Origin of the sequence: Halomonas sp. JS92-SW72, from assembly GCF_003547075.1 — a bacterium.
Taxonomy (GTDB): domain Bacteria; phylum Pseudomonadota; class Gammaproteobacteria; order Pseudomonadales; family Halomonadaceae; genus Halomonas; species Halomonas alkalicola.
Genome location: NZ_CP032147.1, coordinates 4,027,501 through 4,039,716, shown reverse-complemented (window position 1 = coordinate 4,039,716; position 12,216 = coordinate 4,027,501). Strand labels below are relative to the sequence as shown.

Genomic DNA, 12,216 nt, shown 5'->3' with positions numbered 1-12,216 from the left:
TCTTGATTGGGGAAGTCATCCGCATGAGCGGTGCTGGTAAGTGCCAGGCTTGAGGCTAAATGTAGGGTCCCGGATGATCAAATCGCCTATAGGAGTTATCCTTTGCTAGCCGCCAGGGAGCTATCAACAGCGGAATGAACGAGATACTGTCCATCAGGTTATAATTATTAAAGGTCAGCCGCTGAGAGCCAAACACCGAATCCAACCCTACCAATGAGAGCAGGATACCCAGCAGGGCCGCAATCAGCCCCTTGATCATGGAGCCACTGGCCAGCGATATGATGATGGTCAGTGAGAAGCAAATCAGCCAGAAAAACTCTGGGGCACCAAAGTTGAGCGCTATCTTGGCCAGATAGGCGGCAAAGAAGATGAGCGCAATATTAGAGATAAAGTCTGCAATGACAGAGGAGTAGAGCGCCATTTTTAGCGCTTTCTTCGCATTACCCTGCTGGGCAAGCGGATAGCCATCCAGCAACGTACAGGCCGATGCCGGCGATCCCGGCGTACGGATCAGAATCGCGGTAATCGAACCGCCATACATGCCCCCCTTATAGATCCCCACGAGCAACAGGATGGCGGCCACCGGCTCCATGGAGAATGTAAAGGGTAGTGCCAGGGCCACCGCCATGGTGGCGGTAAGACCAGGGATCGAGCCGACGGTGACACCAACCACCACCCCTACCGCTATCGCGATAAAGTTCTCTGTCGCAAGGAATAACTGGAGTACTTCAGTAATATTATCCATATCTCACCAGATCTTGAGGATGGCCATCGGGTCAGAACGGCAGCATCGGAAGCGGAACGTTCATGACCTCGGTAAACAGCAGCGATACGCCTACCGGGAAGGCAACGGCCAGACTGTAGACCCACAAGGTGCGCACAGGATGGGCGACAAACAGGATCAGAGTGGCGAGAATTCCGCTAATGATGGCGCCCAGCATCTCGAACAGGCCAACATATACCACTAGTGCCAACACCATCAGCGCAAAACGTAACCATGGACCACGCTCGAAGCGACGCCCGCTCTCCTCACCATCGTCAGCGACCAGCACCCCTTGAGGTTGCGCGACTTGGTGCGCTTGGCCCGGCCTCGCGTTCCAGGTGGCGGTTTCACCGGCGGGGGGCACTCGGCGTCCCCTTTCGCCAGGCAATCTCGATAGCGCTGCCGCCAGGCTCGGGTCTCATCGGCCGAGAGGCAGCCGTCGGCCACCTCCACGGCGCGATGCATCTCCAACAACAGGTCATGCAAGGCCTTGGCCCATGCCTGGCCATCGTTCTCCCAGGCCGCTGTCAGCTCCCGAAGGTGGTGCGCATTACAGAGCGCGTGCCGGCAATCCGGATAGCGGTAGTAGGGCTTCCAGTGATCATGCACCAGCACGCCACGCACGAAGGGCAATACGCCGATGGCGTCCATCGCTTCCTGGCCGCGCTTGGGGTGCGGGGCCAACCAGGTCAGGGCCTCGTTGGAGGCGCTGTGTAGCCAGTAGCGTTTGCCACCGACCTGCATTCCGGTTTCATCGGCATGGACGGTGGCTGCTTCACGTAGCGCCGGGATCACCCACTCGGCGAACGCCTCGGCCCGCTGGTAGGCCTCCTGGTTGAAGGCGAACAGGGTGCCGGTGCTCAGCGACAGGCCGCACTGCGAGGTGAGCAACTCGCGGATACGCGCATAGGGCAACAGCTGATACTGGGAGAGATAGACGACATGCGCCTTGAGGCGAGGGCCATACTGGATGGGGCGAGTCACGCCCTCGGGGAATGGCGCCACGTAGCGTTGCCCCTGATCATCTTCGAGGACCTCAGCCTGATATTCGGTGACCACGGCCTGGATTACGATGTCCTGCACTTGGCGCGTTTCGACGCCGACCGGGCGGTAAGAACGCCCCTTGGGGAGTTGCCGACGATCGACACGGAGCTTGACCACCTCGTCGGGGTCCGTCACCGGCGCCAACGTCTTACCCTCATGCCCTGGCTGTCCGCCGGGGCGCCGCTCGCCTTTGGCGCGCGAGCGGCGCTGGCGATTGGGATCCTGGGACGGTGGCTGCTTGTCCAAAACCGGCTGGCCGCCGTTAATATGGGATGCCCAGGTCGCTCCAGGTTAACACGGCGTTCAGGCCAGGGGCAGGAACTTGGTGGCGGACGCGAAGCCGTTGTTCACAGACGGCTCAGCAAGGTGGTCAGCCAGGTTTTCCAGGGGGGACTTGCCGGTCACCAGGCCCTGCACGAAGAAGCCGAACATGGAGAACATGGCGAGGCGGCCGTTCTTGATCTCCTTCACCTTCAGCTCAGCCAGGGTGTCGGGGTCGTCAGCCAGACCCAGGGGGTCGAAGAAGCCGCCGGGGTACAGGGAGTCGCCGCTGGTCTCCACGGGGCCCTCGCCGCCCATGATCACCAGCTGGGTCAGCAGCACAGCCACGATGGACTGGGCGTGGATCAGGGAGGGGTTGCCCAGGTAGTTCAGGCCGTCCTCGTTGAAGATCGAAGCGCCGGCTTTGAACCAGACGGCCGCCTCGCCGAAGTCAGCGGCGCCGTTGTTCTGCAGCAGCTCGGGGGTCAGGCAGCCCAGGGCGCCGAGCATGGCCCAGCGGGCGTGGATGACCTCAATCTCGCGGTAGCGCGCGAAGGTCTCGGGGTCGGCAGACAGGCCGGCGGTGTCCCAGCCATAGTCACCGGGGAACTCGCCCTTCAGGTAGGAGGGGACGGAGCCCTCGGAGAAGGGGCCCAGCCACTTGGCGCGGTCGGGGCCGTAGAACTCGACGGCGGCGCGGGTCACCTGCTTGCGGGCGCCCCGGGTGGGCTTGACCAGAGCCAGACGCTGAGCGAGAGCGGCCTGCATGGTGACGAGATTGGGTGACCTAGTCTCGGGTCACAACAACAATCGAGGACATTGCCATGACCACGCGTTTCGCACGCCGCGCCCTCACTGCCGCCATCGGCGGCATCGTCGCCACTGCGCTGATCCTCCCGGCCCAGGCCGCCACGGAGGTCAACGTCGGTTACGCCATTCCCAGCGAATCCCACTACGGCGAAGGCTATCGCGCCTTCAAGGAGACCCTCGAGCAGCTCTCCGGCGGCGAGTTCACCGCCGCCGAGCACCCCAGCGGCTCGCTGGGCGGCGAGCGGGCCATGATCGAGGGCCTGCAGATCGGCACCGTGGACGTGGTCATCACCTCCACCGGCCCGCTGGGCAACTTCGTGCCCGACACCTATGTGCTCGACCTGCCTTTCCTGTTCACCAGCTACGACCAGGCCCGCTGCGTCCTTGACGGCGAGATCGGCCAGGAGCTGCTCGGGCAGATGGGCGAGCATGACCTGGTCGGCCTGGCCTGGGCCGAGAACGGCTTTCGCCACATCACCAACAGCCGCCGCGAGATCACCCAGCCTAGCGACGTCCGTGGCCTGAAGATCCGCACCATGGAGAACCGCATCCATCAGGACGCCTTCGAGACCCTGGGCGCCAGCCCCACCCCGATGGCCATGCCGGAGCTGTTCACCGCCCTGCAGCAGGGCACCGTGGACGGCCAGGAGAACCCGCTGACGGTCATCACGGCGGCCAAGCTCTACGAGGTACAGGACCAGCTGTCGCTGACCGGGCATGTCTACTCGCCGGCGGTGATCCTTGGCTCGCCGGTGCTGCTTGACGGCCTCAGCGACGAGCAGCGCGGCTGGTTCATCGAAGCCGCCCGCGCCGGGGCCGAGGCGACCCGTGCCGAGGTCTCGCGGCTGGAGGACGAGGGCGTGGCGTTTCTGCGCGGCGAGGGCATGACGGTGAACACCGAGGTCGATGCGACGCCCTTCCAGGACGCCGTGGACGCGGTGCACGCGCGCTTCGTCGAGCAGTATGGCGACGCCATGCTGACCCGTATCCGCAACAGCGACTGCTGAGCCGCCTGCCCATGGGCCGGTCATGCGTGACCGGCCCCTTCGAAGACGTGCTTCATCTCGAGTTCGAAGAAGGCCGGGTCGGTGAACATGCTGCGGTGGCAACGGAAGATGCCCTTCTCGGCGTCGTCGACGACGGCGCCGCGGACGCGCGCTTCGAGTTGATCAAGCTGGGTGGTCATGATCGGAACTCCTGGGTCTCGTGAGAGACGCTGTCTGGGTCAGGCATGTCTCGTCCTGGCGGGCGCCAAGGCTCCCCCAACCCATGGCGGCGAGCCGCCATGGCGAGACATGCATTCTGCGAATCTGGGGGGGTGCGTCGGCCGAGGCCGACGCGGGGGTCAGGGGGCTGAGGCTCAGACCTTGGCGGTGCCGGCCAGCTGGCTGTGCTGGTCCTGCTCGTCTTCCTTGGCACGCGGACGGGCGTGACGGGTCTGCAGCTCAGCCACGTCGGTCTTGGCCAGCTCGATGTCGAACACCACCTCGGAGAACGGGCCGTCCAGCTCGCGCTGGGCGATCACGTCCTGGGCCTCGATGCGCTCGGCCGGCACCACCAGCTCCTCGCGGGTGGCGAAGGCGAAGTCATCAAAGGTGTAGGGGTCGCCCGCCAGGTTGATCTGGGTGGTCAGGTGCTGGTGGCCCGGCGCGGAGATGAAGTAGTGGATGTGCGCCGGACGCTCGCCGTGACGGCCCAGGGACTTCAGCACCACGTCGGTGGGGGCGCCTTCCGGCACGCCGTAGCCGGACGGGATGATGCTGCGCGCGGTGTAGCGGCCTTCCGCATCGGTATAGATGGTGCGACGCAGGTTGTACTCGGACTGGGTCGGATCGAAGAAGGAGTAGCCGCCCTTGGAGTTGGCGTGCCAGATCTCGACCTTGGCGCCGGCGATCGGGGTGCCGTCGACGTCGCGCACCTGGCCGGTCAGCCACATGGTCTCGCCGTCCTGATCCTTCCCGTCGTCCATGCGCGCGAAGCCTTCGGCTTCCGGGGCGCCGGCGACATACAGCGGGCCCTCGATGGTGCGCGGGGTGCCGCCCAGGCGCTTGGCCTCGGCGTCGATGGCGTCCTGGCGCATGTCCAGGAAGTGGTCGAAGCCCAGGCCCGGCGAGAGCAGGCCGAACTGGGTCTGGCCGCCCAGGGCGTTGAGCTGTGCCGCTCCGATCGCGTGGCCAAGTACAACCGCCTGCTGGTGATCGAGAACGAGCTGGGGGCGCATGCGAGATACCCTGGCCGAAGTGCGATCCAGGGTCAGCAACAGCCTGGCCTGTCCGAAAATGGAAAGTGAGGCTACGACATGAGCGATATCTCCCCTAACCCGGTCGCCCTGATCATCCTGGACGGCTACGGCCATAACCCGGACGCCGCCCACAACGCCGTGCTGGCCGCCCGCACCCCGGTGATGGATCGCCTGCAGCAGGAACATCCGGCGACCCTGATCCACACCGACGGCCGCCACGTGGGCCTGCCCGACGGCCAGATGGGCAACTCCGAGGTGGGCCACATGAACCTCGGCGCCGGCCGCGTCGTCTACCAGGACTTCACCCGCATCACCAAGGCGATCGAGGACGGCGACCTGGATCTCATCGACGCCCTGACCGCGCCCATCGATGCCGCCGTGGCGGCGGGCCGGGCGGTGCATCTGCTGGGCCTGCTCTCCCCGGGCGGCGTGCACAGCCACGAGGAGCACTTCATCGCCATGGCCGAGCTGGCCGCCCGCCGCGGCGCGCAGCGTATCTACGTCCACGGCTTCCTGGACGGTCGCGACATGCCGCCCAAGAGCGCCCTGGCCTCCCTCGAGCGCGCCAACGGTCGCCTCGCCGAGCTGGTCGGCGCCGACAACGGCTTCGTCGCCTCCATTATCGGCCGCTACTACGCCATGGACCGCGACAACCGCTGGGATCGCGTCGAGAAGGCCTACCGCCTGCTCACCGAGGGCGTCGGCGAGTTCGAGGCGGTGAGTGCCGAGGAGGGGCTGCGCGCCGCCTACGAGCGCGGCGAGACCGACGAGTTCGTGGCCGCGACCAGCATCCGCCCCACCGGCGCCCCGGTGGTGCTCGAGGAGGGCGATGCCGCCATCTTCATGAACTTCCGCGCCGACCGCGCCCGGGAGCTGACCCGCGCCTTCGTCGAGGACGCCTTCGCCGGCTTCGAGCGCCGCGTCTGCCCGCGTCTCGCCGCCGACGGCCTGGTGATGCTGACCCAGTACGCCGCCGACATCCCCGCCCCCGCGGCCTTCCCGCCGGCGTCGCTCACCAACACCCTGGGCGAGGTTACAGGCAAGCGTAGCGTCTATGGGTACAAAGGGCGGCGAGCTCATACAGGCGGGCAGGGGAAGGGCTAGGGCATGCAGTGTTCAATATGTGTCGGCTCAGCAGTGCTCATTAGGGGGGGTGCATTAATCAAGACTGCAGTGCGGAATCAAAGCCATGCCGGGGGTGCGCACGTTGTGTGTGCTGCCTCAATGTGTTGATCGATTCGTTTTACTTGAGGCCGGGCACAAACTGCTGTGCGTACGCGAAGCCGTTATTGTTCCAAGGGTCTGCGAGGTGCTTCTCCAAATTCTCCAGCGGGCCCTCGCCGGTGACCAGCGCCTGCACGAAGAAGCCGAACACGGAGACGAGCGCCAGGCGGCCGTTCTTGATCTCCTTCACCTTGAGCTCGGCCAGGGTGTCGGGGTCGTCGCCCAGGCCCAGGGGATCGAAGAAGCCGCCAGGGTACAGCTTGTCGCCCGAGGTGTCCACGGGCCCCTCGCCCGCCACGCGGTACGCCTCAGCGGTGCCGACGAGGATCAGCTGCACCAAGGCCCAGGGGATCGAAGAAGCCGCCAGGGTACAGCTTGTCGCCCGAGGTGTCCACGGGCCCCTCGCCCGCCACGCGGTACGCCTCAGCGGTGCCGACGAGGATCAGCTGCACCAGCAGGGTGGCCACGATGGACTGGGCGTGCACCAGGGAGGGGTTGCCCAGGTAGTTGAGGCCGTCGTCATTGAAGATCGCAGCCCCAGCTTTGAACCAGATTGCAGACTCTCCGAAGTCCACAAAGCCCTGGCGCTGCAGGTATTCGGGGGTGAGGATGCCGACCGCGCCCAGCAGGGCCCAGCGGGCGTGGATGACCTCGATCTCGCGGTACCGCGCAAACGTCTCGGGGTCGGCAGACAGGCCGGCGGTGTCCCAGCCGTAGTCACCAGGGAACTCGCCCTTGAGGTAGGAGGGCACAGCGCCCTCGGAGAAGGGGCCCAGCCACTTGGCGCGGTCAGGGCCATAGAACTCCACGGCGCGGGTCACCGTCTTCTTGCCCCTGGAAGCGTTGCGCGAGGCGCTGCCGCGGGTGGTGCCCGCCAGTGCGCGAACAGCAAGCGTGGAGGCCATGGCGAATGCTTGTCGGCAAGGAAGGCGGCCATCAATAGAGTAGCTGGGGCAGGAACAGCACGATCGCCGGGAACACCAGCACCAGCAGCGCCCGTATCGTACCGGCCACCCAGAACGGCGTCACGCCGCGGAAGATCGTCCCCGTGGAAACATCCGGCAACACCGCCCGCAACACGAACACGTTCATCCCCACCGGTGGCGTGATCAGGCTGATCTCGATCACGATCACCACCAGAATCCCGAACCACACCAGGTCGAAGCCCAGCCCCGCCACCACCGGGAAGAACACCGGCACGGTGAGCAGCATCATCGACATGCTCTCGAACACGCAGCCCAGCACCACGTAGATGGCGATGATCACCAGGATCACCACGAAGGGCGCCACGTTCAGCCCGTTGACCAGCGCCAGCAGGTCGCCCGGTAACCCGGCACGGTTGACGAAGTTGGCGAAAATCAGCGCCGTCAGCACCACCGCGAACAGCATCGCCGTGGTCCGCACCGTGTCCATCAGCACCGCCATCAGCACCTTCGGCGTCAGCGCCCGGCGCCACAGGGCGATCACGAAGGCCCCCATGGCACCGATGCCCGCCGCCTCGGTGGGCGTGAACACCCCCAGGTAGATGCCGCCGATCACCAGCACGAACAACGCCAGCGTGCTGCCCACGCTCTTCAGCGCCTGGAAGCGCTCGGGCCACGGCACCTTCTCGCCAGCGGGACCGGCATCCGGGTCGCGCCACAGCACCCACTTCACCGCCCCCAGGTAGAGGAAGATCCCCAGGATCCCGGGAATGAACCCGGCCGCGAACAGCTCGCGGATGCTGGTCTCGGTGAGGATGCCGTAGATCACCAGCATCACGCTGGGCGGGATCAGGATGCCCAGCGTGCCACCGGCGGCGATCGAGGCCGCGGCCAGCGAGTCCTTGTAGCCGTACTTGCGCATCTGCGGCATGGCCACCCGCCCCATGGTGGCGCAGGTCGCCAGACTCGAGCCGCAGATGGCGCTGAACCCGCCGCAGGCGACGATGGTGGCCATCGCCTGGCCGCCCTTACGATGCCCCAAGAAGCCGTTGGAGGCCCGGAACAGCGCATCCGACAGCCCAGCATGGGAGACGAAGTTGCCCATCAGGATGAACAGCGGGATCACCGACAGGCCGTAGTCCATGGCGGTGTCCACCACCCGCCGGGCGGCCATCGCCTCGGCGGCGTTCCAGTTGCCGGTCACAGGGCCTTCGAGCTGTTAAAAAGAAAAGAGAACTCTTCCCAGGGCCAACGCCGGCGTCTCTGGGCTCGCTTACGTTACCGTCAGCCGCCTTGTCCAGGTAAGGGAATCTTAACCCTTTTCCCTTTCGATGGGCGGGACGAATCGTCCCCTTGATACAGGATTACCCCATCTCTTAGGATCGACTAACCCATGTCCAATTGCTGTTCACATGGAACCCTTCTCCACTTCAGTCTTCAAAGTTCTCATTTGAATATTTGCTACTACCACCAAGATCTGCACTAGGTGCCGTTTCACCCCGGCTCACGCCGCAGGCTGCGCCACGACACCCACGCCCTCCTACTCATGGGGACCTCGCACTTGTCCCCATGGCCGAGTATAGGCCGCGCGCTTCAGCGCCATCCATTTTCGGGGCTAATTGATTCGGCAGGTGAGTTGTTACACACTCCTTAGCGGATTTCGACTTCCATGACCACCGTCCTGCTGTCTATATCAATCAACACCCTTTGTGGGATCTAGGTTAGCGCGCAGTTTGGCGCCTTAACTCGGCTATCGGTTCATCCCGCATCGCCAGTTCTGCTTACCAAAAATGGCCCACTTGGAGCTCTCATCTAAGGGCCTGGGTTCAATTAAGCAACCCAGACAACGACCCTATTTAAAGTTTGAGAATGCGTCGAGGATGTTTCATCCCCTGAGCGCCTAATCATTCGCTTTCCCCGAGTCGACTGAAATGGGCTCCAGCTATCCTGGGGGAAACTTCGGAGGGAACCAGCTACTAGATGGTTCGATTAGTCTTTCGCCCCTAATCATTCGCTTTACCCGAGTCGACTGAAATGAGCTCCAGCTATCCTGGGGGAAACTTCGGAGGGAACCAGCTACTAGATGGTTCGATTAGTCTTTCGCCCCTATACCCAAGTCCGAAAAGCGATTTGCACGTCAGCACATCTACGAGCCTCCACCAGAGTTTCCTCTGGCTTCGCCCTGCTCAGGCATAGTTCACCATCTTTCGGGTCCCAACAGGCATGCTCGTACTCGAACCTTTCACAGAAGATCATGGTCGGTCGATGGTGCAGGCACAGGCCATCCCACCAGTCAGGTTACTTGCGCTTCATGGGTTTGCCACCCACCAGCTCGCATGCATGTTAGACTCCTTCTCGCCATCGCCAAGAAGTTCGAGCCGCTGCTGCTGGTGCCGATCGGCTTCGCCGGCATCCTGGCCAACATTCCCGAGGCGGGCCTGGCCATCTCGGCCCTGGACCAGGCCATCGAGGTGGCGCGCCCCGCGGTGCTCCACCAGATGGCCATGGCGCTGGGGGCGACCCTGGACCCGCTGGCCGGCGAGGAGGCCTGGCGGGCCACCCTCAAGGCGCTGGTCGACCACGGCGCCTCGCCGGACCAGCTGCGTGCCGCCAAGGACGTGGCCATGAACGTCGGCTACGGCGACGGCCTGCTCTACACCTTCTACCAGGTCGCGGTCGCCTCGGGCATCGCCCCGCTGCTGATCTTCATGGGCGTGGGGGCGATGACCGACTTCGGGCCGCTCCTGGCCAACCCGCGCACCCTGTTCCTGGGCGCGGCGGCGCAGTTCGGCATCTTCGCCACGGTGTTCGGCGCGGTGGGCCTGTCGGCCCTGGGCTGGATGGACTTCTCCCTCGAGCAGGCCGCCGCCATCGGCATCATCGGCGGCGCCGACGGCCCCACCTCGATCTACGTGTCGAGCGTGCTGGCCCCGGAGCTGCTGGGGGCCATCGCCGTGGCCGCCTACGCCTACATGGCGCTGGTGCCGATGATCCAGCCGCCGATCATGAAGCTCTTGACCAGCAGGAAGGAGCGCGAGATCACCATGACGCAGCTGCGCCCGGTGTCGAAGCTCGAGAAGATCGTCTTCCCGCTGGCCCTGCTGATGCTGGTGGCGCTGTTCCTGCCGGACGCCGCGCCGCTGTTGGGGATGTTCTGCTTCGGCAACCTGATGCGCGAGTGCGGCGTGGTCGAGCGCCTGACCGACACCGCCCAGAACGCCCTGATCAACATCGTCACCATCGTGCTGGGCCTGGCCGTGGGCTCGCGGCTGATGGCCGAGAGCTTCCTGGCCCTGGAGACCCTGGGGATCATGGCGCTGGGCATGGTGGCCTTCGCCATCGGCACCGCCGCCGGCATCCTGATGGCCAAGCTGATGAACGTGATGAGCAAGATGCCGATCAACCCGCTGATCGGCGCCGCCGGGGTCTCCGCGGTGCCCATGGCAGCCCGGGTGGCCAACAAGGTGGGGCTGGAGTCCAACCCGCACAACTTCCTGCTGATGCACGCCATGGGGCCCAACGTGGCCGGGGTGATCGGCTCGGCGGTGGCCGCGGGGGTGATGATCAAGTACCTGGGCTGAGGCGGGAGGTAGCTCGCCAGCATGGCCTGGACCATTCTCAGGTACGGAGGTGGCGGGATAGCTACCGTCAGCATGGCGTGGTGGGCCTGCGCAAGAAATACACGCCCCGCAGCGCGGCTTTCAAGCTACAGGTCCTTGAAACGATGTGGCGAGATGGCTTGTCACGGCGCCAGACGGGGGCCTTGTTTGATATTCGCGAGTGCGGCGCCATTGGCAGATGGGAGCGTCAGTACCATAGTGGTGGTCTGACTGCACTGGAGCCAAAGCGAAAGGGACGCCGCCCGATGACCAAGAAGCCGCCTTCCCCACCACCACCGCCGGATGATGAGCGCTCCCAGGAGGAGCTGCTCAAGGAGTTGGCGTATCTGCGTGCCGAGAATGCCTACCTAAAAAAGCTCGATGCCTTGATCCGGGAGAAGAGGGCGGCGACGCGGGGCAAAAAGCCCTGGCCGTCCAAGGGTTAAGGCATGAACATCCGCTGGCTCTGCTGCTGCGTGCGGCTGAGCTGCCGCGCAGCACGTTCTACTATCAGATCCAGGTCTTGGGCGGTGACGATCAGTACGCGTCGCTGAAGGTGCGTATCCAGGCAATCTACGACCGCCACAAAGGGCGCTATGGCTACCGGCGCATCACCGCCGTTTTGCGGCAGACAGGAGAGACGATCAACCACAAGACCGTTCAGCTCCCAATACGTTGCAGCGCCGGTTTCAGGCTCAGCGCCCCCACCAGCGGTGGGTGACAGACATCACCGAGTTCAAGGTCAATGGTCAGAAGCTTTACCTGTCACCGGTCATGGATCTGTATAACGGAGAGATCATTGCCTTCCAGACAGGGCCGCGCCCGGTGTTCGACCTGGTGAAGGGTATGCTGAAGAAAGCTTTTGACAGACTGAGGCCAGGGGATCGGCCACTGCTCCATTCGGATCAGGGCTGGCATTATCGCCACCCCAGTTATCGCCGTCTGGTGGTGGAGAAGCGGATACTGCGCAGCATGTCGCGGAAAGGGAACTGTCTGGACAACGCCGCAATGGAGAGCTTCTTCGGGACCCTGAAGGCCGAGTATTTCCACCTAAACCGGTTCGACACCCTTGAGCAGTTGCAGCAAGGACTCGATCAGTACATCCATTACTACAACCACGAGCGCATCAGGTTGAAACTAAGAGGCCTGAGCCCCGTACAGTACAGGACTCAGGCCTTGGGCGCCGGCTGAATGAAACGTCCAACTATTGGGGGTCAGTTCATGTTCTGGTCAAGTCGTAGCGGACACTTTTATTAAGCTGCTTCCGCGATTTTCTCGATCTCCCTCGGCGTGTGGTAGCCAAGGGTCGAGTGGAGCCGGCAGCTGTTGTACTCCATCTCGATATAGGTC

The 12,216-nt window shown here is 64.2% G+C and carries 10 protein-coding genes, 5 pseudogenes and 1 other annotated feature (1 of these 16 only partly in view); of the genes and pseudogenes, 5 read left to right on the top strand and 10 right to left on the bottom strand.

Going from position 1 to position 12,216, the window contains the following annotated elements; all coding sequences use genetic code 11:
* Positions 1–55 precede the first annotated feature (55 nt).
* The 4 genes and pseudogenes from D1793_RS19090 to D1793_RS19075 all read right to left on the bottom strand — a co-directional run bounded on the left by D1793_RS19090 (position 56) and on the right by D1793_RS19075 (position 2,836).
* Positions 56–745 (bottom strand): tripartite tricarboxylate transporter permease, encoded by a 690-nt coding sequence (locus D1793_RS19090; RefSeq protein WP_240407737.1) that lies wholly within the window; start codon positions 743–745, stop codon positions 56–58.
* A 31-nt stretch (positions 746–776) separates the two neighbouring features.
* Positions 777–980: a tripartite tricarboxylate transporter TctB family protein gene (locus D1793_RS19965; protein ID WP_240407736.1), complete on the bottom strand. Its 204-nt coding sequence runs from the start codon at positions 978–980 to the stop codon at positions 777–779.
* A gap of 77 nt (positions 981–1,057) precedes the next feature.
* Positions 1,058–2,041 (bottom strand): annotated as a pseudogene (locus tag D1793_RS19080) (IS66 family transposase); the annotation flags it as partial.
* Positions 2,042–2,110: 69 nt separating this feature from the next.
* Entirely contained in the window at positions 2,111–2,836 is a 726-nt protein-coding gene (locus tag D1793_RS19075) for a chlorophyll a/b-binding protein (RefSeq protein WP_119023489.1), read from the bottom strand.
* Between the two features lie 56 nt (positions 2,837–2,892).
* On the opposite strand from D1793_RS19075, the gene D1793_RS19070 reads away from it, so the two are divergent.
* Positions 2,893–3,885, top strand: coding sequence for a TRAP transporter substrate-binding protein (locus D1793_RS19070; protein ID WP_119023488.1), 993 nt, complete (start codon positions 2,893–2,895; stop codon positions 3,883–3,885).
* A 20-nt stretch (positions 3,886–3,905) separates the two neighbouring features.
* Here D1793_RS19070 and D1793_RS19065 read toward each other — a convergent pair whose 3' ends face one another.
* The gene (locus tag D1793_RS19065; protein ID WP_205527595.1) at positions 3,906–4,064 is read right to left on the bottom strand and encodes a hypothetical protein; all 159 of its coding nucleotides are present in this window, start codon (positions 4,062–4,064) and stop codon (positions 3,906–3,908) included.
* Between the two features lie 174 nt (positions 4,065–4,238).
* Positions 4,239–5,045 carry a dioxygenase gene (locus tag D1793_RS19960; protein ID WP_240407852.1) on the bottom strand — a complete coding sequence of 269 codons (807 nt, stop codon included), beginning with the start codon at positions 5,043–5,045 and terminating at the stop codon, positions 4,239–4,241.
* Here D1793_RS19960 and D1793_RS19955 point away from each other — a divergent pair.
* Positions 4,992–5,168, top strand: a pseudogene (locus D1793_RS19955) (hypothetical protein); the annotation flags it as partial. The gene D1793_RS19960 and the pseudogene D1793_RS19955 sit on opposite strands and share 54 nt — an antisense overlap.
* 9 nt (positions 5,169–5,177) lie before the next feature.
* A pseudogene (gene gpmI / locus D1793_RS19050) lies at positions 5,178–6,173 on the top strand (2,3-bisphosphoglycerate-independent phosphoglycerate mutase); the annotation flags it as partial.
* Positions 6,174–6,363: 190 nt separating this feature from the next.
* Here the strand turns inward: gpmI and D1793_RS20070 are convergent.
* The 3 genes from D1793_RS20070 to D1793_RS19035 form a co-directional block, all read right to left on the bottom strand.
* Positions 6,364–6,681 (bottom strand): chlorophyll a/b-binding protein, encoded by a 318-nt coding sequence (locus D1793_RS20070; RefSeq protein ID WP_276111022.1) that lies wholly within the window; start codon positions 6,679–6,681, stop codon positions 6,364–6,366.
* Positions 6,653–7,249 carry a chlorophyll a/b-binding protein gene (locus D1793_RS19040; RefSeq protein ID WP_119023484.1) on the bottom strand — a complete coding sequence of 199 codons (597 nt, stop codon included), beginning with the start codon at positions 7,247–7,249 and terminating at the stop codon, positions 6,653–6,655. The genes D1793_RS20070 and D1793_RS19040 overlap by 29 nt, the downstream gene beginning before the upstream one ends.
* 31 nt (positions 7,250–7,280) lie before the next feature.
* Positions 7,281–8,441, bottom strand: a complete 1,161-nt coding sequence (locus D1793_RS19035; RefSeq protein WP_205527594.1) for a TRAP transporter large permease — start codon at positions 8,439–8,441, stop codon at positions 7,281–7,283.
* Positions 8,440–9,702 (bottom strand) — a sequence feature (23S ribosomal RNA rRNA prediction is too short). Its footprint overlaps the gene before it by 2 nt.
* Positions 9,703–9,738: 36 nt before the next feature.
* Here D1793_RS19035 and D1793_RS19950 point away from each other — a divergent pair.
* Together D1793_RS19950 and D1793_RS19945 are read left to right on the top strand one after the other, a co-directional pair.
* Positions 9,739–10,848 carry a sodium ion-translocating decarboxylase subunit beta gene (locus D1793_RS19950; protein WP_240407735.1) on the top strand — a complete coding sequence of 370 codons (1,110 nt, stop codon included), beginning with the start codon at positions 9,739–9,741 and terminating at the stop codon, positions 10,846–10,848.
* Positions 10,849–10,850: 2 nt separating this feature from the next.
* Positions 10,851–12,057, top strand: a pseudogene (locus D1793_RS19945) (IS3 family transposase); the annotation flags it as partial.
* 62 nt (positions 12,058–12,119) lie between these two features.
* On the opposite strand, the pseudogene D1793_RS19005 reads toward D1793_RS19945, so the two are convergent.
* Positions 12,120–12,216: pseudogene (locus tag D1793_RS19005) on the bottom strand (IS3 family transposase); it runs 1,048 nt beyond the window's last position.